Source organism: Thioclava sp. F36-6, from assembly GCF_002020305.1.
GTDB lineage: Bacteria > Pseudomonadota > Alphaproteobacteria > Rhodobacterales > Rhodobacteraceae > Thioclava > Thioclava sediminum.
Window position 1 is genome coordinate 1,390,523 of the sequence record NZ_MPZX01000001.1, and the last position, 24,602, is coordinate 1,415,124.

Sequence of the window (24,602 nt, forward strand, 5' to 3'; positions counted from 1 at the left end):
CGTCTTGCAACTCCTTGAAACGTATTCGGAAAGGACGGGGCCGCGCGGGCCCCGCCTTGAGGCGATCACTGACCGGCGCGGGCGCGGCGCTCGGCGCGGCGTTTGCGGATGTTGATCGTGTCGCGCGCCATATCGGCATAGGCCATGACCAGCGCCTCGTCGAAGCTCGCCAGCTTGCCCCCGTCCTTGGCCGCCGCGTCCGCCTTGGCCGGATCGGCATAGGCGTATTTCGACGTGCCCGTCATCGTGCCGGGCTTTTTCGTGTCGATCACGTAGGTCATGTCATCGACCACCGCGAGCGGCTTGACCTTGGCGGTGGCCCCCGCATCGCCCGCGTAGATCGTCTTCGGACCCGCATCCATGTTCAGCGCGAGGCTGATCGCCGCGCAATGCAGCGAGCAGGTGCCGTCGACCGTGTCGTTGTCATAGACGATCAGGTGGCGCGTCTGGCTGAACATCTGCCGCATCATGCCGCAATAGGGGCAGCGGGGGTATTTCTCGAACTCGTTCTCGAGCGGTGCGGTGTCGGTCTTGAGAAAGCGGGTCAGCCCGTTCTGGTCGGTCCAGTCCATCGGCGACATCGGCATGCCGTCCATCGGTTTCATATCCTCGGCAGCGGCGCCGGAGGCCACCAGCGCGAGGCCGGTTGAAGAGGTCAGAAGAAAGTCGCGTCGTTTCATCGGGATCATCCTGTCATATCGCAACGCACCGCCATCGAGAGACGGGCGCAGTCGCGAGCCATGTGTCTGGTTTGTAAAAAGGCACGTCCGGATCGACGTGCAGGGACGAACTCAGACGACAGGAGGGGCGCGGGCATGCCGGAAACGGGGCGCGGTCTGCACCGGGAGTGAGAGCCGCTCAAGGGACGCGTGGAGCGGGGCGATCTCGCGGTCGAGACGGGCCGGGGTGACGATGGTGTCGGGGGCCTCAAACGCGCAGACCGAGGCCGAGCCGCAGACTGCGCATTGGCTGTGGACCTGACCCGTGGGCGCGGTATGGCCGGGCAGGGGCGCGGCCCCATCCGGCGCGGCGACCGTTTCGCCCTGCGGGGTCATGTAGACGATTCCCTCGCCGGTACAGATCTGCAGCAGCCCCATCTGCGCGCCGGGCGCGGCCCGGCCGGTGGCGGCGATGGCGGCCGCGCCCAGATGATCGGTCAGTAGGACGACCTGCAGCAGGATCGCGACGAGCGCGGTCAGCAGCGCCGATTGCGCGCGGCGCAATCCAGCGAAGCGCGGCGCGTGCAGGCGCGGGCCGCGGTCGATCTTGCCGTCAAAGGCTCTGGAGGCGCGTTGGGGTCGGGTCATCACTCAAGCTCGTATCACACGAGGGTGAGCCGAGAATTGATCCGCGTCAAACGCTTGAGGGGTGACTCAGCGTCGCAGTGTCGCACGCCCAGAGCAGAGGCGGCCAGGCCATGGTCCGGCCTCACCCCTGAGCCTTCAGGCCACGCGCCGCCAAGGCTGTGCGGGGAAGTGCACGGCCTCGCCGGTCTCGATCGAGCGCTGCACCGCGCCTTTCGGGTTCCGCTGCGATATCTCGATACAGCAACTCGGAAACCTGATGATAGATCGGCAGGCCGGTGCGCAATCAAGCAGGTTGTTTACCTAAGCTAAGTCGAAGAGAAATCGCGAGGGAGAGACGCATGACTGCAGTGCGGATGAGAACGGCTATGTCGCGCCGAACCTTTGAACCGGGGTGGGGCGCGCGGGCTGTCCGCGCGGCGCTGGTGGGCTCACCCGATCAGGTGCTCTCGAAGCTCGAGGACTACCGCTAGATGGGCATTCGCACCTTCATCTTGTAGGACTATCCGCATATCGACACGGTCTCGCTGCCCGAAATCTATGGGGCTGCCCTCAACACCGCTCGCAGAAGGGAAACGCCGCTAATGGAAAAGATCGACCTTACCTCGGATGTCGCGCTCAGCCGGATCGTCTATGGCATGTGGCGGCTCGCCGACGATGCCGACACCTCGTCCGCCCATGTGCGCGCCAAGATCGACGCCTGTCTGGCGCAGGGGATCACCACGTTCGATCATGCCGATATCTATGGCGGCTACACGGCGGAGGGGGTCTTCGGCGCGGCGATGCGCGAAGACCCGTCGCTGCGCGATCAGATGGAGATCGTCACGAAATGCGACATCATCGTCTCGGCGGGCCGTCATGCGCATCGCAAGGTGAAGCATTACGACACCTCGCGCGCGCATATCGAAGCCTCGGTCGAGGCTTCGCTGCGGGAATTGGCCACCGACCGGATCGACCTGCTGCTGATCCACCGCCCCGATCCGCTGATGGACCATCACGAGACAGGGGCGGTGCTCGATGATCTGGTCGCCTCGGGCAAGGTGCGCGCGGTCGGCGTGTCAAACTTCCGCCCGTGGGATTGGGAGCTGCTGCAATCGGGGATGAAGACGCCGCTGGTGACGAACCAGATCGAAATCAGCCTTGGCTGTCTGCAGCCCTTCACCAACGGCGATCTGGCCTTCCACCAGCGGCAGGCGCAGCCCGTAATGGCGTGGTCGCCTCTGGGCGGCGGCGCGCTGATGACGGGCGAGGGTCGGGTGCAGAGCGTTCTCGATGAGATCGCGCAGACGCAGGGTGTCGATCGCGCGGCTGTCGCGACCGCTTTCCTGCTCGCCCATCCGGCGCGGATCATCCCGGTGATGGGGACGAACAATCTCGAGCGGATCGCGAAGCTTTCCGATGCGCTCAAGGTTCAGATCGACAGGGAGACGTGGTTCCGCCTCTACGAGGCCGGGCTCGGTCAGCCGGTCCCGTGACGGACGCCACCCACGAATTCGCCCCGCGCCACCCGGCGCGGGGTCTTCTTTTTCGGGAGGGTTAAGTGGCCCCTCAGGCCGACAGCCAACCCTCGAGCTTTCCGCTATCCGGCAGGCCGCCCGTGTGGACGAGCTTCCCGTCGACCGAGACACCGGGGGTCGACATCACGCCCGCCATGGCGATGGCGCGGGGATCGGTCACCTTCTCGACCGACACCTCGATGCCGAGCTTGGCGGCCGCTTCCTTGACCATCTCCTCGGTCTTTTCGCAGCGCTTGCAGCCGGGGCCGTAAACCTTGACGTCCTTCATGTCTTTTCTCCTTAGAACAATGCGTTGAACAGGAAGCCGACGGCGAGGATGCCGCTGGCGACGACCCCGATGAACACCGCGATCAGGCGCAGTTTCAGGACCTGACGCAGGATGATCATCTCGGGCATCGACAGCGCGATCACCGACATCATGAAAGCCAGAACCGTGCCGAGCGCCGCGCCCTTACCCAGAAGCGCCTCGACGATCGGGATGACGCCGGCGGCGTTGGTGTACATCGGCACGCCCATCAGTACCGCGGTCGGCACCGACCACCACGTGCCCGAGCCCATGATGCGCACCATCAGATCTTGCGGCACATAGCCGTGGATCAGCGCGCCCATGGCGATCCCGACGATGATCCAGATCCAGACCTTGGCGAAGATCTCGCGTACGGCCTCGAGGCCCAGACGATAGCGGTCGGTCATGCTCAGATCGTCGCTCTCGACTGCGCCCGGCGTGGTCGCGCCGGAATGGATGTCGCGCACCCAGTCCTGCAGCCAGCCCTCGACATGGAGTCTGCCGATCACCCAGCCCGCGACGATCGCGATGGCGAGGCCGAAGGCGAGATAGACCAGCGCCACGGACCAGCCGACGAGGCCGACTAGCAGGATCAGCGCCACTTCGTTGACCATCGGGGCTGCGATCAGGAAGGAGAAGGTGACGCCCAGCGGGATGCCCGCGGAGACGAAGCCGATGAAAAGCGGCACCGCCGAGCAGGAGCAGAACGGGGTCAACACGCCCAAGCCCGCCGCCATCACGTTGCCGACGCCCTCGCGCTTGCCCGAGAGAAGGGCGCGGGTCTTTTCCGGGCTGAAGAAGCTGCGCACGACCCCCATCGCGAAGACGATCAGGGTGAGCAGCATCATCACTTTCGGCACGTCGTAGAAGAAGAAGGCCAGCGCCTCGCCGGTATGGGTGTCGCGGGCGACCGGCAGCAGCGAGACGATCCATTCGGAGAGGGCCGGGAGCTGGTGGTAAACCACCCACCACGCGACGAGGCCTGCCGCGACGACCACGCTCCACGCCCAGCCGGGCATCCCGCCATGCGAGGTTTCATGCTGTGTCACACTCATGCCGCGGTCCTTTCCGTCTTGGCGCTGGCTTTCATGACCGCGCTCAGGATCTGCTGGATTTCCGGGGAGAGGTCGGGGTTCACCCGATACCGAACCCATTGCGCATCGCGCCGGTCGACCACCAGCCCGGCGGCTTTCAGCACGCCCATATGGCGCGACATGCGCGACTGGGTGGCATTGAGACGCGCCATCAATTCGCAGGCGCAATGCTCGCCCCCGTCATGCAAAAGCTGCATCGCCCCCAGCCGGGTGGGTTCGGCAAGCGCGGAAAGAACAGTCACGATCATCGGTGCCTCCATTTCTACATTCGCATATGCGCATTCGCGCAAATGGAGTCAACGCGCCCGAGGTGGAGCATTCGGTCGCACCCATCCACCGGGGTACGGGAAACTATCGATGAGAGTGATCGCATCACGGGCCTCCGACCTTCACAGGGTCGGAGCCAGATTAGCGCTGAGGGGGCGCATCGCTTCAATGCGCTCGATCAAGTCGGGCGCGATTTTTCTCGATCTCTAGCGAAAGGTCACTGTGTTCGGCCTCAGGATTGGCCCTTCGCGATGTTGCGCTCCATGAGCCGCTGGAACAGCCGGGGCGAGGCGCGGTTGATCCACCACGCGAGCCGCGCGACGCGGCCCACCGGGATCATCGGGCGGCCTCGCTTGAGCCCGGCGAGGGTCACCTGTGCGGCAGCCTCGGGCGTCATGTAATCCACCCCGTCGGCGGCCGCTCCGGGGCGCGCGATGCCGTCGGATTGCCGCTCGGCCCGGTCGAGATTGGTCGCCACGAAAGACGGCGCCGCGATCTGCACGCGCACGCCGTGAGGGGCCTCCTCCGAGCGCAGCGATTTGAAGAAACCTTCGAGCGCGTGTTTCGACGCCGCATAGGCCGTGCGGTGGTAGAGCGGCGAGAACCCCGCGACTGAGGAAATCGCCAGATGCGTGCCGTGGCTTTCCCGCAGGGGGGCGAGGAAATGCCGCGCCATCGCGGTCGCCGCGAAATAGTTGATCTCGAAGACCTTGCGATGCGCGGCCTCGGTCAGCTCGGAGTACGGCCCGATCTGGGTGACGCCTGCGTTGTAGATCACAAGGTCGATGCGGGGACGACGCGTCAGGATTTCTTTGCAGGCGCTGGCAAGCTGCGCCGGATCGGTCAGATCGCAGGCGATGGCATCCTCGTTCGGCTTGGCCGTCAGACTTGAGATATCCCGGTCGAGCAGCACGACCTGCCAGCCTTCGGCGCGCAGCCCCGCCGAGAGCGCCTGCCCAAGCCCCCCGGCGCCGCCCGAGATTACCGCAACCCGCGCGCTCATAGCCCGGCCTCGCGGGCCCAGAGATCGAAGACCTCGGCGCTGGTCAGCTCGGGCGTGTAGCCGAAGACCTCCTTCAGCGCGTCATTGGCCAGCACGGGGCGGTATTGCAGGAAGCGCACCTGCTCTGGCCCGTAGCGGCTCAGCCCCAGCGGATGGGCGAGGGCGAGCGCGGCCTTGATGCCAAGCGCGGGCAGGCGGCGCACCGGTTTGCGCAGACGTCGCGCCAGATCGGTGACGCCCAAAGCGCCGTCGCCCGCCACGTTGAAGATGCCCGGCGGGCCATCGGTCGCGGCGCGGATCAGGATGCGCGCGAGATCGCGGGTCCAGATGAAGACGAAGGGGCTCTCGCAGCCTCTCAGCGCGAGCAGGCGCGGCTTGCGGAAAAGCGCGGTGATCTGGTTGTCGGTGCCCTTGCCCAGAACCGTACCCACCCGCAGCACGACCTGCTCGAGGGCAGGGTGGGTGTCGCGCGCCTCGGCCAGCATCTCCTCGACCTGCCGCTTGTGATCGGCATAGGCGAACTCGGGATTGCCGCGCACAGGGTCGCTCTCGCGCAGCGGCACGGGATTGTCGGCGTGATAGCCATAGGCCGCGCCCGAGGAGGTGACGACGAGCCGCCGAACCCCGACCGAATGCGCCGCCTCCAGCACCTTGCGGGTGCCCTCCACATCGACCTTATAGGCCAGCTCGCGCCCCATGCCGGGGCCGGGGGTCACGATGGAGGCGAGATGCACGATCACCTCGGGCCGCTCGCGCGCGATGACCTTGGCGGGGGCGTCGGTGGTCACATCCATCGCCACGAAGCGCACGGCTTCGGGCAGGGTGTCGGGACATGCCAGATCGGTCGCGATAACCTCGTGGCCGCTCTCAGACAGTTCGGCGGTGAGTACGCGGCCGATCATGCCGCCCGCTCCGGTAATCAGGATCCGGGTCATCGCGCGGCCTCCTTTCGTCTCATGATGGTCGAGATCGCGAAGCCCGCGATGATGTGCCAGATGCCCCAGAAGGCCGCGACGATTGCCATGCCGCCCAGGCCTCCGAAGAAGGCGAAGATCAGCACGAGGCCGAGGCCCGAATTCTGGATGCCCGTCTCGATGGTGATCGCGCGCCGGTCGAAGGGCGACAGCCGCGCCAGCGTCGCGGTGCCATAGCCGCCCGCGAAGGCCAGCGCGTTGTGCAGCACCACCATCCCCGCGATCAGCCCGACGAATTGCACGAAATACTGCCAATTGGCGCTGAGCGAGAGCGCCACGAAGGCCACGAAAATCGCCATCGAGATCCATTTCAGCGGATCGCGAAGGCGCGTGGTCAGATCGTAGCGGTAATGGTTCAGCGCAATCCCGGCGATCAGCGGCAAGAGCAGCATGACGCCCACGGTGATCGCCACGCTCACCGGGTCGATATGGGTCTCGTGCAGCAGCGCGCGTGTCGGTGCGTAAAGGCTGCCCCAGAACGCGATATTGAGCGGCGTCAGCACGATCGCCGCCACCGTGGCGAAGGCGGTCAGCGAGACCGAGAGCGCGGTGTTCCCGCCCGCCCGATGGGTGAAGAAGTTCGAGACATTCCCGCCCGGGCAGGCCGCGACGAGGATCAGCCCCAGCGCGATCGAGGGGCTGGGCTGCAACGCCAGCACCAGCCCGAAGGTCAGCGCGGGCAGCACCAGAAATTGCGACGTGAACCCCACGATCAGCGCCCAGGGCCTCCGCACCAGCGGGCGGAAGTCGCGCGGGGATAGGTCGATCGCGACCGAGAACATGACGATGCCGAGGATCGCGTTGAGCAGATGCAGGGCGCCGGGGCTGAAATTGAGCCGAACCGCGTCGAGCCCCGTCATGCCGTGGCCTTCCCGCCGAGCGCCTTGATCCAGCCGGTGACCGCCTTGCGATAGGTCGCCTTGTCCACGTAATAGGCCATCCGCGCGAGCTTGAGATAGGCCATGCCGCCGGTCGCTCGCTCGAACCCTTCGGCCTTCTTCGCCTGCAGGCGCTTCGCGGCCTCGGCGCCGTCGCGCAGCCCGCGAATGTAGCGCGCCACCATCTCGGCCTGCTCGTGGCGGCCCTGCCAGCCAAGCCCGCTCGCCTCCAGCATTCCCAGCACGAAGAGATCGTCGCGCTTCGGGTGCATCGCGTTCAGGTACAGATGCGGCGCATCGCCCTGCCAGTTCAGCAGCTCGGGCGCGATGAATGGGTAATGCAGCTTGTAGCCGGTGGCCGCGAGGATCATGTCATACGCGGCCTGCGTGCCATCCTTGAAATGCACCGTTTTGCCGTCGAGCCGTTCGATATCCGGGCGCACTTTCAGATCGCCGTGGCCTGCGTGGAACAGCACCAGCGAGTTCACGATCGGATGGCTCTCGTAGAGCTTGTAATCGGGCTTGGGAAACCCGTATTTCTGCGGATCGCCGACGAACCATTTCAGCAGCGCGCCGTCGATCTTGCGCTTGAGCCACATCGGCAGCTTGATCGCGCCGCCCAGCGTGTCGGCGGGTTTGCCGAAGACGTATTTCGGCACGAAGTAATAGCCGCGCCGCATCGAGAGATCGCAGCTTTTGCCGTGATGGATCGCGTCCACCGCGATGTCGCAGCCGGAATTGCCCGCGCCCACGACGAGCACGCGTTTGCTGGTGAATTGCGAGGGGTCGCGATAGGCCGAGGAATGGATCAGCTCGCCGTCGAACTGGCCGGGGAACTCCGGCATGTTCGGCTCGGAAAGCGTGCCATTGGCGATCAGAACGCCTGCATAAATCTCGGAATGCTCGCCTTCGGCATCGCGCCAGCTGACCCGCCAGCCTTCGCCATCGCCGCCCAGCGGCTCGAGCTTCGTCACCTCGGCGCCGAAACGGTAATGGCGGCGAATGTCGAAATGATCGGCGAAATCGCGGAAATACTGCGCCATCTCGCGGTGGCTGGGATATTCCGCCACCTCCTCGCGCATCGGAAAATCGGTGAATTCCGTCATCCGTTTCGAGGAAATCAGATGCGCGCTTTCATACATCGTCGAATGCGCGCCCTCGATATCCCAGAGCCCGCCCACATCGCTGTGCAGCTCGAAGCCCTGATAGTCCACTCCCTGTTCGCCCAGCACCTTGGCCGCGGCCAGACCCATCGGGCCCGCGCCGATCAGGGCGAACGTGCCCCTCGTATTTGTCATGTTGCGTCTCCTCCCAGACATTCTTAAATTGAACCATTGTTCAAAATAAGCAAGCCCCGATCTGATGACGAAAAAGACGACCGAGAAACAACGACTTAGAGCGCCCTCGAAGCGCTCTCTCGCGAGTCGTTCACGGATTCTCGATGCGGCGGAAACGGTGTTTGCGCGGGACGGATTCGAAGGCGCGAAGGTGCGCGACATCGCCGCGCTGGCCGAGGTGCCGCTGGGTCTGGTGAACCATCACGGGGGCTCGAAAGAAGCGCTGTTTCGCGAAGTGGTAGAGCGGCGCGCCGAGGAGCTGGCGCGTCTGCGTCTGGAGGCTTTGGCGCAGGCGAAGGGGCAGGGGGCGCTCGATCTGACCGCGATCCTCGGCTGTTTCTTCCGGCCCTATCTGGCGAAGGCGGCGGGCAGCGATCCGCAATGGCTGGCCTATGCGCGGCTTGTGGCGATGGTCTCGGCCGATCCGGCTTGGGCGGATATTTCGACCGATCTGTTCGACCCGACCGCGCAGCGTTTCATGGATGAGATCTGCGCGCTGCATCCCAAGGTCAGCCGGGCGGTCGTCGCCGAAGGGTTCGTCTATTCGGTCGCAGCCCTTCTGGCCTTCCTGACCTCGGAATGGCGGATCGCGGCGCTGGCCTCGCAGTCCGATGCGCAGGGGTCCGTCGAGGGGCTGGTCGCCTTCTGCGCGGCAGGCTGTGCGGCGCGCATCGCGCAGGCCGCGACGTGACCGGATGTTGAGCACGACGACCCTGCTGGTCATTACGGCGGTGTTCTTCTCAGCCTTCCTGCGCGGCATCGCGGGGTTCGGTTTCGCGCTGGCCGCAGTGCCGATCGTCTCGCTGATGGTGCCGCCGATCGAGGCGGTGACGCTGGCGGTGCTGCTGCAGGTCGTGGTCGGGTGCCGCGATCTTTTCACCCTGCACGGGCATGTGCACAAACCCTCGCTCGCGCGGCTGTCGCTGGGCGCGATTGTGGGTACGCCGGTGGGGATATTCGCGCTCACCGCCGTCAGCGCCGACGCCGCGCGGGTGATGATCGCGCTCGCCGTGCTGGCGGGGCTGGCGCTGCTATTGCGCTACAAGCCTGCGCGCCCGCATCCCCATGGTGGGCTCGCGCTGTTGGCGGGCGTGGCCTCGGGAGCGTTTTCCGGACTGGCCGCGATGCCGGGGCCGCCTGCGGTGGCCTATTATCTGGGCGCGGGCACCACGGCGGTGCAGACGCGGGCCTCTTTGCTTCTGTTCTTCTTCGTGGCCTCGCTGCTGGCCACGCCGGGACTGATCTGGGCGGGCGCGGTGAATGGCGATGCGCTCTGGCTGACGCTGGTCTCGGTGCCCGCGCTGGCTCTGGGGACATGGGCGGGCACGGCTGCCTTCGCGCGGCTCGACAACACGCAGTATCGCTCTCTCGCCATCGTTGTCATGGCGATTTCGGCGGTGCTGGCGGGCTGGCGGGGGCTGTCGGTCTATCTCTAGGGCCGGGAGCGAGCGCCCCTCTTAGCTACCACGGGCGAGGATGAACCACTCGCCGATATTCTCGCGATTGATGAAGCCCACGAAATTGCCGGTCTTGCCGATCACCGCCACGGCCGGAATACGCCCTTTCGCGAACGCGTCGAGCACATCGTCCATCCCCGTCTTCAGCGACACGACGGGCACATTGTCGAACATGATCTCGGAAACGGGGCGCTGGCGGAATTCGGGGTCGGGCCGGGCCAGCACGCTCTCGCGGGTGACGAAGCCGACGAATTGCCCGTCCGGTGTGAGCACGGGGAACTCCGATTGCGAGCTGTGCAGGATCGCCTGAGCGGCTGTGTCGAGCGTATCGTCGGGCGTGAGCGACACGAAGGAGGTGATGACCGCGTCACGCGCGGCCGAACGATGGGCCAGACCACGCATCGCCGCATCCGAGCTTTCCGCCCCGGCCGCGAAGAAGATGAACGCCGCGATCAGCACGAGGATCGGGTTGCCGCTCGTCAGCCCCCAATAGGCGAAGAGCACGGCGATGACCTGCCCGGTGCGCGCCGCGACCTGCGTGGCTTTCACCCGGTCCATGAACAGTGCAAGCACGGCGCGAAACACCCGCCCGCCATCCATCGGGAAAGCCGGGATCAGGTTGAATGCCACGAGAAGCGCGTTGACCAGCGCGAGCCGGCCCCAGAAACTCTGGCCCGGATTGTCGAGCGATTGCAGATCGCTCAGCCAGCCGCTGCCGCCAAGAAAGATCGTCAGGATCAGGAAGATCACCACATTGACCGCAGGGCCCGCCACCGCGATCAGGATTTCCTGCTTGGGGTTTTCCGGAATCCGCTCCAGCCGCGCCAGTCCGCCGATCGGCAGAAGGGTGATGTCGGGGGTGCGCACGCCGAACCGGGCCGCCATCGTCGCATGGCCGAATTCGTGCAGCACGACACAGGCGAAGACCGACAGGATGAAGAGCATGTTCACCAGTGCGGCCTGCGGTCCGTCCGCCGCCCAGGCCGAGGCGGTGATCCAGATGATCAGCAGAACGAAGGTGACATGCACCCTGAGAACCGTGCCGCCGATCTTGCCGATTGAATAGGACCAGCTCATGTCATCCCTCTCTTTCCGCCGTGCGGTTGCCCCGCAACCGGGGCGCGGCACACGGATGTCCGCCGACCTCAATCTGACCCTTCGTTCCGGTCACCACAAGCAAGCAATCCCAATAAGTGACGGAGTTTGAAAAAGCTTCTGCCCGCGCAGATCAGAACTCGGTCACGCGCCGCGTCGTCTCCGGGTCGAGGAAACCCGCGACCGTGGCATCGGTCTCGAGCTGCAGCGCCCGGTGCAGGTCCGGCACCGCGGCGTGATTTAGAACGCGTTTCATCGCGCGGACCGACAGGACGGGGAGGTCGGCGAGGCGCTCGGCGGTCTGGACGGCCACCGCCATCAGCGCGGCATCGTCAACCACCTTCCACGCCACGCCGATCTCGCCCATGTCCTTCGCCGAATACCGGTCGCCGAAGATCAGCATCTCGCGCGCCTTGTTCAGCCCGACCAGCGCGGGCAGGAGCGAGGTGACGGCCCCGGTGACGAAAAGGTTCAGCGAGACCTCGGGGAAGAAGCCCTTGGCGCTTTCGGCCCAGATCGGGAAGTCGCAATTGATCGCCCATTCCAAGCCGCCGCCGACGGCCCAGCCGTTGATCGCGCCGACCACCGGCTTCGCGCCGAGCGTAATCGCATGGGTCGCGCGCTGGATCGCGTGCACGATCTCGCGCGCCTCTTCCTCGGTCTCGGGATGGGTATGGGCCTTGCGGTCGTCGCCCGCACAAAACGCTTTGCCCGCGCCGGTGAAGATGATCACCTTGGTGGCCGGGTCGGCATTGGCGTCCTCGAATGCGCGCGCGGCATCGACGACCAGCTGACGGTTCATCGCGTTGAGGCGTTCGGGGCGGTTGAGGGTAATGGTGCGCACGCCCTTGGCGCCCAGCTGGCTCAGGACGGTGTCGTAGCTGAAATGGCTCATTGGAAACTCCGGATGACGCGTTTGGTCTTGCCCTCGGTGCGCGGGAAGCTGTGGGCGGGGAGCAGGGTGACGCTCGCCGTTGCACCCAGTTTCGACTTGATCCGCTGTTCCACCTTGCGCGCAAGATCGGGCGTGGCGTGCTCGCCTTCCGCCAGTTCGGCGCTGACGGGCAGGGTGTCATAGGGCGGCGGCGTGTCGAGCGTGATGCGGTAGTCGCCCGACAGCTCGGGGATCTCGTTGAGCACGGCGGCGACCATCGAGGGGAACATGTTCAGGCCCCGCACGACCACCATGTCATCGGAGCGCCCGACGACCGAGAAACGAAACCCGGTGCAGCCGCAGGCGCAGGGCTCGGTCTCGCCGATGGTGATGATGTCGCCCGTGCGGAACCGCACCAGCGGCTGGCAGTCGCGCACAAGATGGGTCAGAACCAATTCGCCGCTCGCCCCGGCCTTCAGCGGGATCGGCGCGTCGGTATCGGGGTCGATCAGTTCGGGATGCAGCACGTCGGCGGCCATGAAATGCAGCTTCGTGTCATGCGGGCATTCCGCCGCGAAATTCGAGAAGACATCCGAGACGCCGTAATTCGCGTTGCGCGGCTCCATCCCCCAGGTCTCGCGCAGGCGGGCGCGGAAGGCGGGGTCGTCAAGGCCGGGCTCGCCGCCGAACAGACCCAGCTTGAGGCCCAGATCGCGCGGCGTCAGTCCGGGGTGTTTCTCGGCGATGACCCGTTCGAGCACGGACGGATAGGAGGGCGTGCAGGAAATCGCGGTGATGCCGACCTCGCGGATCGTCTGGATCAGCAGCTCGGTCGAGCCGACGCCGAAGGGCACGACCAGCGCGCCCGTCGCCTCCAGCGTCATGTGATCGGTAAGCCCGCCCATCCACATCTGGTAATTCAGGCAATGCACCACCGTATGCTCCGCCGTCAGCCCCGCAGAGCGGTGACAGCGCCCGCCGACCTCCTGCGTCACCAACGCGTCGCGGGCCGAGAGGGCGAGGTTCATCGCCTGACCGGTGGTGCCAGACGTCCGATGCAGGCGGTTGGCGGTGCTGCGCGTGGCGGCGAGGTAGTCGCCGAAAGGCGGATGCTCGGCCTGCGAAATCCGCAGTTGCGATTTGTCGGAGAGCGGCAATTCGGGCAGGTCGCGCAGGTCCTCGGGCGGTCTGCGCCCCTGCCAGAGCCCCTGGTAGAAGGCAGAATGCGCGGCGACATGGGCGCGCTGAGCCTGCCAGCGGCGTTCGATCTCGGGCTGCAGCTCCGCGCGGGAGAGTGTCTCGGCGCCGGGAATTGTGCTCATGCCGTCATCCCCCGGTCCCAGAGCAGCGAAAGCGTCTCCAGCACCGCATCGCGATCCTGCGATATCTCGATCACGGCGGGGTCCTTCGCAAGCAGAAGGTTGGAGAGGTATTGATCGACCATGCCCCCCAGCGCATAGGCGCGGCGCAGCAATTCGTCGCGTGGGGGCGCCGTCTTGCCCTCATGCCGCTGCCTGCGTTCCACGGAGGCGACCACCGCCTCGATCCACTCCCGGTTCAGCGTCTGAAACGCCGCCTGCGCCTCGGGGAAGCCGTCGGTCGGGTGGATCAAGCTGCGCATCAACCCGCTATTTCGCTCGAACAGACGGAGATAGGCGCGGGTCGCCGCGCGCGGCGCATCATGGCCTTCGCGCTCGCTCGCCGCGCGCATCGCCAGTTGGAGGAAGGCCACGAAGTCGCGCAACAGGCTGTCGAGCAGGGCGTTACGATCCTTGAAGTAAAGGTAAAACGTGCCGTTCGAGACGCCGGCTTCCTTGCAGATTTCCGCCACGGTCAGGCCCTGCGGCCCGCCGTCCTGAAGCACCTTGCAGGCGGCGATCTGAAGCTGGGCGCGGGTGCGCTCTCCCTTCGGGCGTCCGGCGCTGGTCGTGGCAAGATGCTCCGGGAAAGAGAACACGGCGGCGTCCTGTGACGCATTTGCGAGAGAGGGCTTCACGTTTCCGCTCCAAATATGAAACTGACGTCAGTTTTATATTTAGGGAGCGAGACTCCGTCAACGCTGACGTGACCCTGCGTCACGTCAGGGCAATGCGCTCAGGTCGTGGAAGGTGCCAGATAGACCTCGCCCGGGGCGAAGGGGAGGAAGCGCTCCGCCGCGATCCCCGAGGCTGCGAGGCTACGACCCAGCAGGGCGGGCGGTTCCTCGCGCGGCTCGTCGGTCAGCTGGAACGTCCCCCAATGACAGCCAAGCGCCTGCGTGGGGCCGATATCGGTGAAGATGCGCACGGCCTCCTCGGGCGCGACATGCTGGGGCTGCATGAACCAGCGCGGTTCATAGGCGCCGATCGGGATCACCGCGATGTCCGGCGCGCCGTGCCGGGCGCGGATATCGCGAAAAAGCGCCCCGTCGCCATAACCGGTATCGCCCGCGAACCAGATCCGGCTCTGCGGCGTGTCGATCCAGAACCCGCTCCAGAGCGCCATGCGTCGGTCGCCGAGACCGCGCGCCGACCAGTGGTTCGCAGGCGTCAGCGTAACCGAGATGCCGGGGGCCAGCGCGATCCGGTCGTGCCAATCCCCGGTTTCGATCTGCGCGTCGCGCACCGCTTTTCGCACCGTCGCATCCGTGCCCAGCGGCATAATCATCTTCGGGCGGTGGCGCTTATGCAGCTTCCGTAGAGTGACGGTGTCGAGATGGTCGTAATGGTTATGGCTGATCAGAACCGCGTCGATCGGCGGGAGAGTGTCGAAGGCGACACCGGGCGCGGTGACGCGCCGGGGCCCGGCAAAGCGCAGCGGGCTCGCGCGCTCCGACCAGACCGGATCGGTCAGCAGGTTTAGCCCCGCGACCTGAATGAGCACCGAGGCATGCCCGACCATGGTCAGCCGCGCCGTGTCGCTGCGCTCGGGCGGGACGTTCGGCTCGACAGGGACATGCTTGGGCCAGCGCGCCCGCTGCCCCTCGCGGTGCCATTTGAGAATGTCGCGAAAGGAGCGATCGGTAGAGGGCTGTCCATGCGGGTGAAACCGCTCGCCGTCGAAATGGTCGCTGACCGGGCCGGAATAGTAGCGGTTACGTGCCATCTCGTGCCTGCCTTTGTCTTTAGGGGGGAGCGGATCGGGCCCGGCCTGTCGCGTCCCGGGATATCAGCGCGCCAAGGCCTCGAGATGGGCGGCGGCGCCTTCCGCGAGCGCGGTCGGGTTGTAGCCGCCCTCCAGACAGGAGACGATGCGACCCTCGCAACAACGGCGCGCGACGCCCCGGATCGCGTTGGTCAGCCACCAGTAATCGCCCGCGGTCCAGAGCAGTCCGGAGATATCGTCCTCGCGATGCGCGTCGAACCCGGCGGAGACGATGATCAGCTCCGGCTTGAAGGCCTCGAGCCGCGCCAGCCCGTCCTCCCACGCGACCTTCATCTCGGAGCCGCCGCTCCCACTGGCCAGCGGCAGGTTGAGCACGTTGTCATGCGCCCCGGTCTCCGAGCGCGCCCCGGTGCCCGGCCAGAGCGACTTGGGCTCCTGATGCGACGAGATGAACAGGCTGCGCGGCTCGTCCCAGAGAATATCCTGCGTGCCATTGCCGTGATGCACGTCGAAATCGAGCACCGCGACGCGCGACAGGCCATGCCGTTCGAGCGCATGGAGCGCCGCAAGCCCGGTATTGCCATAGATGCAGAACCCCATCGCCCGCGTCCGCGTCGCATGGTGCCCCGGCGGGCGGGTCGCGACGAAGACGCGCTTGGCCTCGCCCGAAAGAACAAGATCGACCGCCTGCAAGGCACCGCCCGCGCCCAGACGGCTTGCACGGCGCGAGCCCGGCGAGACATGGGTGTCCGAGTCGAGATCGGCATGCTCTTGCCGCGCGAAGACCTCTTCGAGCGCTTCGAGATAGGCCGGATCATGCCCCAGCAGGAGATCCTCGTCGCTGGCCTCGCGCGCCTCGATGACGGGCAGCTCCATCTCGTCGATCAGTCCGCGCACCGTCTCGAGCCGCCACGGACGCTCGCGATGATGAGGCCCGGTGTCGTGACCGAGGCAATCCTCGTGGGTGATCGTGACGAAACTGCTCATGAAGCTCTCCAGAGAAGGGGCGTATCGGGGCTATAGGCGCGAGCCGTGACTCGCCGCACCGTTGCAAGTCCGGTGCTGCCCGTTGCGAAGCTGCGTCAGCCTTGGGGAAATGACAAGCACCCCCGGCGGAGGAAACACGCGTCCACCGTGACTTTGAAGGGACGTCGCCTAGACGCGGCGCATTGCTGTCAGCAGGGCGGCCCGATCAGAAACACGGGCGGCAGTTCGCGCGCGCGGCGCTCTGCCAGCCGTTGTTTCGCGGTGGCCAGCTTGACCTGCGTGACCTCGAGGCGCACCAGCGCCCGGCTGCGCGCGTCATAGAGCCGCCGTATCGGTGAACCCGGATTTCCGATCATTCCCGGACGACGGTCCGCGCTCGGCGGAAACCAGTCGTTCAAGGCCACAAGCGCGTCTCGCCACGCTCTGTCCGCCTCGATGTAACGCTCGAACGCAAGACGCAAAGCGCGGCGGCGCGTCGTGAGTTCCGGTCGCATTCTCTCTCCTCCCCAGAAGATTCGACATCGTTCAATTATAGCAGAAACGCGGCGAGTCGTCAGGTTTTGCTGGGCTCCGCGGCGATCGCCGTCTCGAACACGGTTTCGCGAGCAGGGCAGGAATTCCTTGTCTTGACGCTTTGGGGTTGCATTAAATGAACCATCGTTCATTTAATATGAGCGCCCCCATGGAGGATCGTTGGCCCGACGTGCCGGCGATGGGGTGTCAGAGGAGGAAATCATGCATAGCGAGACGAACCCGCACCCGGAACTCGGTGTGGCCCCGAAACGCGGTCTGGCCCATGTCGCCGGGCCGACCGATACCCCGTTGATCGAGGATACGATCCCGGCCGTGCTGAAGCGCACCGCCGCGCGTTGGCCCGATCGCGAGGCTGCCATCTTCACCTCGGAAGGCATCCGCTGGACCTGGGCCGAGTTCGCGGCACGGGTCGACCGGCTTGCCTCGGGGCTGCTCGCGCTCGGGCTTCGGCATGGCGACCGGCTTGGCATCTGGTCGCCCAACCGCTCGGAATGGCTGCTGACGCAATTCGCGACGGCGCGGATCGGGGTGATCCTCGTGAACATCAACCCGGCCTATCGCCTGCACGAGCTGGAATTCGCGCTGCGCAAGACAGGTTGCCGGGGGCTGGTGCTGGCGGAGACCTTCAAGAGCTCGGATTACCTGTCGATGATCCAGCGCCTGCTGCCGGAGCTTGCGAAGAGTGAGCCCGGCCAGCTGGAAACCATGAAACTGCCCGACCTGCGCGACATCATCACGATTGGCGAGACCCAGCATCCCGGATGCCATCGTTTCTCGGATGTGGAGGCGCTGGGCAAGGCGCAGGACCGTAGCGCGCTCGATCCGATCACCGCTCGGCTGGACCCGAACGAGCCGATCAACATCCAGTTCACCTCCGGCACGACCGGGTCGCCGAAAGGCGCGACGCTGACCCATCGCAACATCGTCAACAACGCGCATTTCGTGACCCACGCGATGCTGGCGACCGAAGCGGACCGCGTCTGCATCCCGGTGCCGTTCTACCACTGTTTCGGCATGGTGATGGGCACGCTGGGCTGCGTCACCAAGGGCGCCACCATCGTCGTGCCGAGCGAAGGCTTCGATCCCCAGAGCGTGCTGGAATGCGTCGCCGCCGAGCGCTGCACCGCGCTTTACGGCGTGCCGACCATGTTCGTCGCGATCCTGGAGCATCCCGATTTCGCGAACCACGATCTGTCCTCGCTGCGCACCGGCATCATGGCGGGCGCGCCCTGTCCGATCGAGGTGATGAAGCAGGTGCAGTCGAAAATGCACATGTCGGAAGTAACCATCGCCTACGGGATGACCGAGACCGCGCCGGTCTCCTTCCAGTCGGCCACCGATACGCCTTTGGAAAAACGCGTGTCCTCGGTGGGTCAGGTGCAGCCGCATCTCGAAGTGAAGATCGTGCGCGAGGATGGCTCGCTTGCCAATGTGGGCGAGCAGGGCGAGTTGCTGACGCGCGGCTACTCGGTCATGTGCGGCTATTGGGGCGAGCCCGAGCGCACCGATGAGGCGCTCGATGCCGACGGCTGGATGCATACGGGCGATCTCGCCCGGATCGACAGCGAGGGCTATTGCAACATCACGGGCCGGGTGAAGGACATGATCGTACGCGGCGGCGAGAACGTCTATCCGCGCGAGGTCGAGGAGTTCCTCTACACCCATCCCGATATCAGTCAGGCGCAGGTCTTCGGCATCCCGGATCACAAGTTCGGCGAGATCGTCGCCGCGTGGATCGTGCCGCGCAACGGCGCCGAGCTGACCGAAGACGCTATCCGCGCGTTCTGCCGCGACGAGATCGCGCATTTCAAGGTTCCGGCGGTGATCCGGTTCAAGGACAGCCTGCCGCTGACGGTCTCGGGCAAGCCGCAGAAATTCGTCATGCGCGATGCGATGATCGAGGAGCTGGAACTGGAGGTCGAGGCGACCGCCTGAGACGTCTCAAGCTTTAAGCGTCGCGCGGGGTCTCCGCGCGGCGCTCTCTGCGTCAGCCCGCGTCCTTGGGTTTATGCGTGCCGTTGAACCGCGCGCGCAGCGGCAACAGGCTCAGCGCCGCCGTCGTCGCAAAACCCGCGCCCGCCAGGAACGTCCATTGCGCGCCGCCGATTTCCCAGAGCGCCCCGGCAAGCACGCTTGCAATCAGAAGCCCCACGCCGGTCACGAGGTTGAACATGCCGAAGGCGGTGCCGCGCAGCTCTGCCGGGACCGCTTCGGCTACCAGCGCGGCGAGCAGCCCCTGGGTGAAGCCCATATGCATCCCCCAGAGCAGCACGCCGACCGCAAGCCCGCCGATCCCGCCGACCAGCGCCAGCGTCAGGTCCGCCGCGATCAACAGCCCCAGCCCGACCAGCAGCAGCCCGACGCGCCCGACCCGATCGGACAGCGCGCCCACCGGATAGGCGATCAGCGCATAGACCGCGTTCATCCCCACCAGAACCAGCGGCACGAGCATCACCGGGATGCCGTCGTCATTGGCGCGCAGGATCAGGAAGGCCTCGCTGAACCGGGCGAGGGTGAAGAGCGTCGCGACCACCACGACCCACCAGAACATAGGGCCCAGGAGCTTGAGTTCCGAACGGGCGAGCGGGTTGCGCACGCGGCGTTGCGTGCGGGGATGGGCGGGCTCTTTCACGACGAACAGGATCAGCCCGAGCGACAGGAAGGCGGGGATCACCGCGACCCAGAAGACCGAGCGGAAATCATCCGAGAACAGCCACATCAGCCCGATCGCGGCGAGCGGCCCGAGGAACGCGCCCACCGTGTCGAGCGATTGCCGCAACCCGAAAGCCGCACCGCGCATCTTGCCCGGCGCGAGGTCGGCGATCAGCGCGTCGCGCGGCGCACCCCGGATGCCTTTGCCCACCCGGTCGATGAAGCGCGCAGCCACCAGCCAGTCGAATGTCGGGGCGAGCGGAAAGATCGGTTTCGTCACGGCCGCGAGCCCGTAGCCGAGCGCGGCCAGCTCCTTGCGTCGTCCGATGCGGTCCGACAGCGCGCCCGAGAAGACCTTGGTGATCGCGGCGGTGGCCTCTGCGATCCCTTCGATCACGCCCACCGCCAGCGCCGTCGCGCCGAGCCCGGTCATCAGATAGACCGGCAGCAGCGCGTGGATCATCTCGGAGGAGATATCCATGAAGAGCGATACGAACCCCAGCGCCCAGATGCCCACCGGCAATCCGCGTCCAAACTTGCCCGCTGGCGTGTCCTGTGCCTCTTGCGCGTCGTCCGTCATGTGCCTCCTGCGCGCGCCGTGAGGGGCTTAGTGCCCGCGCGCCTGTGCTCTGCGATCATAAAGCGCGCGTATGAGCAAGGCCATCGCCCCCTCAAGCGGTAGCCAGACGAGACAATAGAGCCAGACCAGCAGCGCGGGCCCCCAGCCGATCGGCGTCACGAAGAGCCCGTAAACCGCAATCAGCGTGCCCAGAAATTGCGTGGCCTCGGTCGTCGCGAACAGCCGCAGCGCCGGGAAGGGCCGCCGCCAGAACCAGCTTTGGTGGCGCGTGACGAACAGCGTCATATGCCCCGAGACGAGGAGCTTGAGGAAGATGATCGTCTGGATCTCGTTGCGCGGCAGGCCGAGATAGGCATCGACGAACCAGAACAGTACGAAGGTCTCGATCACCCCGGTCACGCCCAGCGTCGCGGCCACCGTCAGCACGCGCCGCATGTCCCAGCGCACCGGGCGTGGCGAGACCGAGACATTGTCATAGGCGATCATCATGATCGGGAAATCGTTGAGCACCGCCAGCAGCACGATCATGATCGCGGTGACGGGGTAGAAATCGAAGATCAGGATCGAGAGCGTCATGAACAAGAGCACACGGATCGTCTCGGCCACGCGGAAGGTCGCGTAGCTCGTCATCCGCTCGAAGATCCGGCGCGCTTCCTCGATCGCCGTAGTGATGATCGACAGCCCCTTGTCGGTCAGCACCAGATCGGCGGCGGCGCGCGCGGCATCGGTGGCCCCGCTCACCGCAATCCCGGCATCGGCCTTGCGCAGGGCAGGGGCGTCGTTCACCCCGTCCCCGGTCATCGCGACGATGGAATGCCCGGCCTGCAACACCTCGACGATGCGGAACTTGTGCTCGGGCAGGACGCGCGCGAAGCCGTCGGCGGCGCGGACATTGGCCTCCACCGTCGCCGGGTCGCCATCGAGCAACTGGCCCGCCGGGTAGATTTTCTGCCCGAGATCGAGCTTGCCCGCGATTTGACGCGCAATGGCCTCGTGGTCGCCGGTGATAATCTTGACGTCGATCCCCATGTTGCGGGCCTCAGCGATGGTGCTGGCCGCATCCGGGCGCGGCGGGTCGATGATCGGCAGCAGACCGAGGAATTCCCAATCCTGCCCGGCGCGCTTCTGTGCGGCCCCGAGCGCGCGGTAGCCTTGCTGCGCGAGGGTTTCGACCTCGTCCTCCACCGCCTTGCGCGCGTCATCTGCGAGGGCTGCAAGCTCCACGATCACCTGCGGCGCGCCCTTCGCGACCTGCCAGTGATCGGCCTCGTGCCGGACCTCCGCCTCGCTGCGTTTGCTGACCGGATCGAAGGGGGTGAAGCTGAGCGTCTCGATAGCGTCGAGCGCAATGCCCTCCGCCGCCGCCAGCACCGCCTTGTCGATCGCATCGGGCGCGTCGCGGTCGCAGGCCAGCGCCGACGCGCGCAGCAGATCGTCGACCGCGATGCCCTCTGCCGGGCGCGGGTCCTCGACGGTCAGCTCGTTCAGCGTCAGCGTCCCGGTCTTGTCCGAGCACAGCACATCGACGCCCGCCAGTTCCTCGATCGAGACCAGCCGCGAGACGATCGCCTTCATCCGCGCAAGCCGCTCGGCGCCCACCGCCATCGTCACCGACAGAACCGTGGGCAGCGCGACCGGGATCGCGGCCACCGTCAGGATCAGCGCGAACTGAATCACCTCGAGCGGCGGGTTGTGCCGCTGAAACGAGACGATCACGATCATCGCCACCAGAACCAGCGCCGCCGCAATCAGGAAATTCCCGATCTGCATCACGGCTTTCTGGAAATGCGATTTGCCATTCGTGCTCTGCACGAGCGAGGCCGTGTGGCCGAAATAGGTCTCCATCCCGGTCGCGGTGACCTCGCCCGTCATCTCGCCCAGCTTCACGACCGAGCCGGAATAGGCGCTGTCACCGACGGCCTTGTCGACGGGCAGCGACTCGCCCGTCAGCGCCGCCTCGTCGATGGAGAGATATTTGCCCTCGAAGAGCGTCAGATCAGCCGGGACGATCTGGCCGATCGACAGCCGCACGATATCGCCCGGCACGAGATCGCGCGCGGCGATCTCCTGCCATTGCCCGTCCCGTTTCACGCGGGCGCTCGGGGCCAGCTGCGCCTTGAGCGCCGCGATGGCCGAACTCGCCTTGCTCTCTTCCTTGAAACCCACGGCGGCGTTGAGCAGCAGCATCACGAAGATCACCGCGAAGTCGGACCAGTCGCGCAGCACGAGCGACAACAGCGCCGCCAGTTCGATCAGCCACGGGATCGGCCCCCAGAAATAGCCCGCGATCCGCTGCAGAAGGGTTTTCTCGTCGCTTTGGAGCGCATTGGGACCGTATCGCTCGAGCCTCTGTGCCGCCTCTGCCGCGCTCAGACCTGTCTTGCGGTCCGTTTCCGGCACATCCTGCGTCATCGGTTCAGCGACGGTCTGATCCATTGTTCGTGTCTCCAGCTTTGGCCCCGAGCTTGCCGAGCCACTGACCGATTTCCGGCCAGACATTCGAGAGAGTGTGGCTGCCCATGAAGAGGCCGATATGACCGCCCTCGACGAGGCGGCTCACGATATTCTTGCGCGGCGTGCCGAGCAGCGTCTCGGCCGCGAAGACCTGTTCGCGCGTGGTGATGTCATCCGCCTTGCCCGCAAGCAGGAAGGCCGGGCAGGTGATCGCGCCCAGATCGAGCTTGCGCCCGAGGCCCACGAACTCGCCCTTGGCAAACAGGTTCTGTTTGAACAGCAGGTCAATCGCCTGCAGGTAATAGCGCCCCGGCAGGTCGATCGGGTTCTCGTACCAGCTCTCGAACCGCTCGGTGCGTTTCATGAAATTGCGGTCGTCGATATGCTCGTAGAGATCGACGAACTTGCCGAAATACTGCTGATCGGCATGCATGTTCTTCCAGCCGGTGAGCATGAACCGCCCCGGCATCCGGCCCTCACCGGCCTCGACCATCTCCTGATAGGCCGAAAGGGGCATCTCATGGGCGAGCTTGCGGATCGGGCCGTGCCCGGCATCGGTGTCGATGGGCGAGCCCGCCAGCACGAGGCCTGCGACTTTCTCGGGGAAGCGCGCGGCATACATCGCCGACATCCAGCCGCCCTGACACAGCCCCACCAGCATCACCCGCCCGCCGAGCTCATCGACTGCGACATTGATCTCGGCGAGGTATTTGTCGATGTCGAAATCGCGCATCTCGGGCGTCGCGCTTTTCCAGTCGGTGCAGAGTACTCGCCCCAGCCCTGCATCCAGAAGCGTCTCGATCAGGCTCTGGCCCTTTGCGTAATCCGCGATGGTCGAGGAATGCCCGGCATAGGGCGCATCGACGATCACCGGAATGCCGCCGCCCGTGCCGCCGAAATCGCGTAGCCGCATCGTGTCGAGATCGAGCAGAACGTCGTTCTTGGTGGCCCATTTCGGATCGGGCGGGTGCGTGATCTTCGCCGCCTCGTCGAGATAGGTCAGCCCTTTCTCGACCGCGTCGAGCCCGATCTTCTGCCATTCCATCGCCGCAGCCATCGGCCAGAAGAAGGGAACGCTGTGTTCGTAGGTGTTCTTGGCATCGCTCATGTTCGACACTCGCAAGACGCTTTGGTGCACAGATGCACTCTTTTGAGACCCTAAGGCCGGTTAGAATGCAAGCGCAGCAAAGCCCGAGCGCGCGAACGTGAAGCTGATGTGTGGATCGGTGAGGCGGTTTTGGCGGCGGGTGACGCTTTCTTAATCCGTGCTCAGAAGCGCCGTGACCAGCGCGCTGGACGGGTCGGACAGCTCCTCGATCACGTCGAAATGGTGCCGCCCGTAGGCCGCGACCAGATCTGCCGAGGGCCAGTGCTCGGCCAGCAAGGACGACTGACGCAGGAATTCCGGACGCTCCGCCGCGCCGACCCAGACGGTGACTTTCACGCCGGGGCGCAGTTTCAGAAGGGCGGGGCTCTCGCTCGCGGCAATCTCGGGCGTGATCCCCAGCCGCGCGTTCATCGAATGCATCTGCAGCGGGCGCAGATCATGCACGCCGCTCACCGAGATCACCCGCCGGATGCGCGCTGCGGTTTCGTCGGACAGCGCGCTGCCCTCGGACACCGAGCGCGTCACCAAATGCCCGCCTGCGGAATGGCCGACGAGATGGATTGGCCCCTCCACCAGCCCCGCTGCGTGATCGATGGCCCGCGCGATCTGCTGCGCGATGCCGGGAATGCTGTTCTCGGGGGCGAGCGTGTAGCCGGGCAGGGCGACGGTCCAGCCCTGCGACAGCGCGCCCTCTGCCAGATGGGACCACATGTCCTTGCTGAATTTCAGCCAGTAGCCGCCATGGACGAAGACCACGAGCCCCTTGGACGCGCTTTCGGGGCGGAAGATGTCGATCTTTTCGCGGGGCGCTTCGCCATAGGCAGTTTCGCTCATCCGATTGGAATGGCGCGACCGGAATTCTGCGGCGCGCTCGGCCCAGAGATCGGGATAGCTGCTGCCATTCTCGATATAGCCGCCGTTCTCGAAAGCGTCTTCCCAGTCGATCCCGCTCAGGTCTTCCATGTTCCCTCCCGCTCGTTTTGCGTCCTGTCCGGAGACAGAGCATATAGCGCGGGATATTGCGAGGGCATGGTTGCGCGGGTAGCGTGCGCCGGAGCCGAAACTTTCGTGATCCATCAGCCGATTGCCGGGTTTCGAGACTCGCTTTCGAGCCTTG

The 24,602-nt window shown here is 65.7% G+C and carries 24 protein-coding genes; 4 read left to right on the plus strand and 20 right to left on the minus strand.

Features of this window, described 5'->3' with window-relative positions; all coding sequences use genetic code 11:
- Positions 1 to 65: 65 nt before the first annotated feature.
- Positions 66 to 680 carry a nitrous oxide reductase accessory protein NosL gene (locus BMI88_RS06420; protein ID WP_078546960.1) on the minus strand — a complete coding sequence of 205 codons (615 nt, stop codon included), beginning with the start codon at positions 678 to 680 and terminating at the stop codon, positions 66 to 68.
- A 111-nt stretch (positions 681 to 791) separates the two neighbouring features.
- Positions 792 to 1,307 (minus strand): DUF2946 family protein, encoded by a 516-nt coding sequence (locus BMI88_RS06425; protein ID WP_078546962.1) that lies wholly within the window; start codon positions 1,305 to 1,307, stop codon positions 792 to 794.
- 581 nt (positions 1,308 to 1,888) lie between these two features.
- Between BMI88_RS06425 and BMI88_RS06430 the strand changes: the two genes are divergently transcribed.
- Positions 1,889 to 2,779 (plus strand): aldo/keto reductase, encoded by an 891-nt coding sequence (locus BMI88_RS06430; protein WP_078546964.1) that lies wholly within the window; start codon positions 1,889 to 1,891, stop codon positions 2,777 to 2,779.
- Between the two features lie 73 nt (positions 2,780 to 2,852).
- Here BMI88_RS06430 and BMI88_RS06435 read toward each other — a convergent pair whose 3' ends face one another.
- From BMI88_RS06435 to BMI88_RS06465, 7 genes are all read right to left on the minus strand, one after another.
- Positions 2,853 to 3,089, minus strand: coding sequence for a thioredoxin family protein (locus BMI88_RS06435; protein ID WP_078546966.1), 237 nt, complete (start codon positions 3,087 to 3,089; stop codon positions 2,853 to 2,855).
- Positions 3,090 to 3,100: 11 nt separating this feature from the next.
- Positions 3,101 to 4,126, minus strand: coding sequence for a permease (locus tag BMI88_RS06440; protein ID WP_146673512.1), 1,026 nt, complete (start codon positions 4,124 to 4,126; stop codon positions 3,101 to 3,103).
- Positions 4,127 to 4,158: 32 nt separating this feature from the next.
- Positions 4,159 to 4,449 (minus strand): metalloregulator ArsR/SmtB family transcription factor, encoded by a 291-nt coding sequence (locus tag BMI88_RS06445; protein ID WP_078539336.1) that lies wholly within the window; start codon positions 4,447 to 4,449, stop codon positions 4,159 to 4,161.
- 251 nt (positions 4,450 to 4,700) lie between these two features.
- Positions 4,701 to 5,471, minus strand: a complete 771-nt coding sequence (locus BMI88_RS06450) for an SDR family NAD(P)-dependent oxidoreductase (protein WP_078546970.1) — start codon at positions 5,469 to 5,471, stop codon at positions 4,701 to 4,703.
- Positions 5,468 to 6,406: an SDR family oxidoreductase gene (locus BMI88_RS06455; protein WP_078546972.1), complete on the minus strand. Its 939-nt coding sequence runs from the start codon at positions 6,404 to 6,406 to the stop codon at positions 5,468 to 5,470. The genes BMI88_RS06450 and BMI88_RS06455 overlap by 4 nt, the downstream gene beginning before the upstream one ends.
- Positions 6,403 to 7,305 carry a bile acid:sodium symporter family protein gene (locus BMI88_RS06460; protein ID WP_078546974.1) on the minus strand — a complete coding sequence of 301 codons (903 nt, stop codon included), beginning with the start codon at positions 7,303 to 7,305 and terminating at the stop codon, positions 6,403 to 6,405. Before BMI88_RS06460 ends, BMI88_RS06455 begins: the two co-directional genes overlap by 4 nt.
- Complete coding sequence (locus BMI88_RS06465; RefSeq protein ID WP_078546976.1) at positions 7,302 to 8,621, minus strand: NAD(P)-binding domain-containing protein; 1,320 nt, start codon at positions 8,619 to 8,621, stop codon at positions 7,302 to 7,304. Before BMI88_RS06465 ends, BMI88_RS06460 begins: the two co-directional genes overlap by 4 nt.
- A 64-nt stretch (positions 8,622 to 8,685) precedes the next feature.
- On the opposite strand from BMI88_RS06465, the gene BMI88_RS06470 reads away from it, so the two are divergent.
- Positions 8,686 to 9,351 carry a TetR/AcrR family transcriptional regulator gene (locus tag BMI88_RS06470; protein ID WP_210401999.1) on the plus strand — a complete coding sequence of 222 codons (666 nt, stop codon included), beginning with the start codon at positions 8,686 to 8,688 and terminating at the stop codon, positions 9,349 to 9,351.
- Between the two features lie 4 nt (positions 9,352 to 9,355).
- Positions 9,356 to 10,096, plus strand: a complete 741-nt coding sequence (locus tag BMI88_RS06475) for a sulfite exporter TauE/SafE family protein (RefSeq protein WP_146673487.1) — start codon at positions 9,356 to 9,358, stop codon at positions 10,094 to 10,096.
- A 21-nt stretch (positions 10,097 to 10,117) separates the two neighbouring features.
- Here BMI88_RS06475 and BMI88_RS06480 read toward each other — a convergent pair whose 3' ends face one another.
- From BMI88_RS06480 to BMI88_RS06510, 7 genes are all read right to left on the minus strand, one after another.
- Positions 10,118 to 11,194, minus strand: coding sequence for a site-2 protease family protein (locus BMI88_RS06480; protein ID WP_078519204.1), 1,077 nt, complete (start codon positions 11,192 to 11,194; stop codon positions 10,118 to 10,120).
- A gap of 151 nt (positions 11,195 to 11,345) precedes the next feature.
- Positions 11,346 to 12,107: an enoyl-CoA hydratase/isomerase family protein gene (locus BMI88_RS06485; RefSeq protein ID WP_078546980.1), complete on the minus strand. Its 762-nt coding sequence runs from the start codon at positions 12,105 to 12,107 to the stop codon at positions 11,346 to 11,348.
- Positions 12,104 to 13,408 carry an AMP-binding protein gene (locus tag BMI88_RS06490; RefSeq protein WP_078546982.1) on the minus strand — a complete coding sequence of 435 codons (1,305 nt, stop codon included), beginning with the start codon at positions 13,406 to 13,408 and terminating at the stop codon, positions 12,104 to 12,106. The genes BMI88_RS06485 and BMI88_RS06490 overlap by 4 nt, the downstream gene beginning before the upstream one ends.
- Positions 13,405 to 14,043 carry a TetR/AcrR family transcriptional regulator gene (locus BMI88_RS06495; protein WP_078546984.1) on the minus strand — a complete coding sequence of 213 codons (639 nt, stop codon included), beginning with the start codon at positions 14,041 to 14,043 and terminating at the stop codon, positions 13,405 to 13,407. Before BMI88_RS06495 ends, BMI88_RS06490 begins: the two co-directional genes overlap by 4 nt.
- A gap of 137 nt (positions 14,044 to 14,180) precedes the next feature.
- Positions 14,181 to 15,170: an MBL fold metallo-hydrolase gene (locus BMI88_RS06500; RefSeq protein WP_078546986.1), complete on the minus strand. Its 990-nt coding sequence runs from the start codon at positions 15,168 to 15,170 to the stop codon at positions 14,181 to 14,183.
- A gap of 63 nt (positions 15,171 to 15,233) precedes the next feature.
- On the minus strand, positions 15,234 to 16,157 hold the full coding sequence (locus BMI88_RS06505) for a histone deacetylase family protein (RefSeq protein ID WP_078546988.1): 924 nt from the start codon (positions 16,155 to 16,157) through the stop codon (positions 15,234 to 15,236).
- A 188-nt stretch (positions 16,158 to 16,345) separates the two neighbouring features.
- Positions 16,346 to 16,651 carry a hypothetical protein gene (locus BMI88_RS06510; RefSeq protein WP_078546990.1) on the minus strand — a complete coding sequence of 102 codons (306 nt, stop codon included), beginning with the start codon at positions 16,649 to 16,651 and terminating at the stop codon, positions 16,346 to 16,348.
- A 241-nt stretch (positions 16,652 to 16,892) separates the two neighbouring features.
- Here BMI88_RS06510 and BMI88_RS06515 point away from each other — a divergent pair, with 241 nt between their 5' ends.
- A complete protein-coding gene (locus BMI88_RS06515; RefSeq protein WP_078546992.1) occupies positions 16,893 to 18,626 on the plus strand; it encodes an AMP-binding protein in 1,734 nt (577 codons plus the stop codon).
- 52 nt (positions 18,627 to 18,678) lie between these two features.
- Here the strand turns inward: BMI88_RS06515 and BMI88_RS06520 are convergent, their stop codons facing one another.
- The 4 genes from BMI88_RS06520 to BMI88_RS06535 all read right to left on the minus strand — a co-directional run bounded on the left by BMI88_RS06520 (position 18,679) and on the right by BMI88_RS06535 (position 24,448).
- Positions 18,679 to 19,923 (minus strand): MFS transporter, encoded by a 1,245-nt coding sequence (locus tag BMI88_RS06520; RefSeq protein WP_078546994.1) that lies wholly within the window; start codon positions 19,921 to 19,923, stop codon positions 18,679 to 18,681.
- 27 nt (positions 19,924 to 19,950) lie between these two features.
- Positions 19,951 to 22,359: a plasma-membrane proton-efflux P-type ATPase gene (locus BMI88_RS06525; protein ID WP_078546996.1), complete on the minus strand. Its 2,409-nt coding sequence runs from the start codon at positions 22,357 to 22,359 to the stop codon at positions 19,951 to 19,953.
- Positions 22,340 to 23,485, minus strand: a complete 1,146-nt coding sequence (locus tag BMI88_RS06530; RefSeq protein WP_210402000.1) for an alpha/beta fold hydrolase — start codon at positions 23,483 to 23,485, stop codon at positions 22,340 to 22,342. Before BMI88_RS06530 ends, BMI88_RS06525 begins: the two co-directional genes overlap by 20 nt.
- Positions 23,486 to 23,635: 150 nt before the next feature.
- Positions 23,636 to 24,448, minus strand: coding sequence for an alpha/beta hydrolase (locus BMI88_RS06535; RefSeq protein ID WP_078546999.1), 813 nt, complete (start codon positions 24,446 to 24,448; stop codon positions 23,636 to 23,638).
- Positions 24,449 to 24,602 lie beyond the last annotated feature (154 nt).

Excerpts from the sequence above, each read along its gene's own strand:
- BMI88_RS06420 (WP_078546960.1), bottom strand. The coding sequence starts at position 680 with ATGAAACGACGCGACTTTCTTCTGACCTCTTCAACCGGCCTCGCGCTG.
- BMI88_RS06425 (WP_078546962.1), bottom strand. The coding sequence starts at position 1,307 with ATGACCCGACCCCAACGCGCCTCCAGAGCCTTTGACGGCAAGATCGAC.
- BMI88_RS06430 (WP_078546964.1), top strand. The coding sequence starts at position 1,889 with ATGGAAAAGATCGACCTTACCTCGGATGTCGCGCTCAGCCGGATCGTC.
- BMI88_RS06435 (WP_078546966.1), bottom strand. The coding sequence starts at position 3,089 with ATGAAGGACGTCAAGGTTTACGGCCCCGGCTGCAAGCGCTGCGAAAAG.
- BMI88_RS06440 (WP_146673512.1), bottom strand. The coding sequence starts at position 4,126 with ATGCCCGGCTGGGCGTGGAGCGTGGTCGTCGCGGCAGGCCTCGTCGCG.
- BMI88_RS06445 (WP_078539336.1), bottom strand. The coding sequence starts at position 4,449 with ATGATCGTGACTGTTCTTTCCGCGCTTGCCGAACCCACCCGGCTGGGG.
- BMI88_RS06450 (WP_078546970.1), bottom strand. The coding sequence starts at position 5,471 with ATGAGCGCGCGGGTTGCGGTAATCTCGGGCGGCGCCGGGGGGCTTGGG.
- BMI88_RS06455 (WP_078546972.1), bottom strand. The coding sequence starts at position 6,406 with ATGACCCGGATCCTGATTACCGGAGCGGGCGGCATGATCGGCCGCGTA.
- BMI88_RS06460 (WP_078546974.1), bottom strand. The coding sequence starts at position 7,305 with ATGACGGGGCTCGACGCGGTTCGGCTCAATTTCAGCCCCGGCGCCCTG.
- BMI88_RS06465 (WP_078546976.1), bottom strand. The coding sequence starts at position 8,621 with ATGACAAATACGAGGGGCACGTTCGCCCTGATCGGCGCGGGCCCGATG.
- BMI88_RS06470 (WP_210401999.1), top strand. The coding sequence starts at position 8,686 with ATGACGAAAAAGACGACCGAGAAACAACGACTTAGAGCGCCCTCGAAG.
- BMI88_RS06475 (WP_146673487.1), top strand. The coding sequence starts at position 9,356 with ATGTTGAGCACGACGACCCTGCTGGTCATTACGGCGGTGTTCTTCTCA.
- BMI88_RS06480 (WP_078519204.1), bottom strand. The coding sequence starts at position 11,194 with ATGAGCTGGTCCTATTCAATCGGCAAGATCGGCGGCACGGTTCTCAGG.
- BMI88_RS06485 (WP_078546980.1), bottom strand. The coding sequence starts at position 12,107 with ATGAGCCATTTCAGCTACGACACCGTCCTGAGCCAGCTGGGCGCCAAG.
- BMI88_RS06490 (WP_078546982.1), bottom strand. The coding sequence starts at position 13,408 with ATGAGCACAATTCCCGGCGCCGAGACACTCTCCCGCGCGGAGCTGCAG.
- BMI88_RS06500 (WP_078546986.1), bottom strand. The coding sequence starts at position 15,170 with ATGGCACGTAACCGCTACTATTCCGGCCCGGTCAGCGACCATTTCGAC.
- BMI88_RS06505 (WP_078546988.1), bottom strand. The coding sequence starts at position 16,157 with ATGAGCAGTTTCGTCACGATCACCCACGAGGATTGCCTCGGTCACGAC.
- BMI88_RS06510 (WP_078546990.1), bottom strand. The coding sequence starts at position 16,651 with ATGCGACCGGAACTCACGACGCGCCGCCGCGCTTTGCGTCTTGCGTTC.
- BMI88_RS06515 (WP_078546992.1), top strand. The coding sequence starts at position 16,893 with ATGCATAGCGAGACGAACCCGCACCCGGAACTCGGTGTGGCCCCGAAA.
- BMI88_RS06520 (WP_078546994.1), bottom strand. The coding sequence starts at position 19,923 with ATGACGGACGACGCGCAAGAGGCACAGGACACGCCAGCGGGCAAGTTT.
- BMI88_RS06525 (WP_078546996.1), bottom strand. The coding sequence starts at position 22,359 with ATGGATCAGACCGTCGCTGAACCGATGACGCAGGATGTGCCGGAAACG.
- BMI88_RS06530 (WP_210402000.1), bottom strand. The coding sequence starts at position 23,485 with ATGAGCGATGCCAAGAACACCTACGAACACAGCGTTCCCTTCTTCTGG.
- BMI88_RS06535 (WP_078546999.1), bottom strand. The coding sequence starts at position 24,448 with ATGGAAGACCTGAGCGGGATCGACTGGGAAGACGCTTTCGAGAACGGC.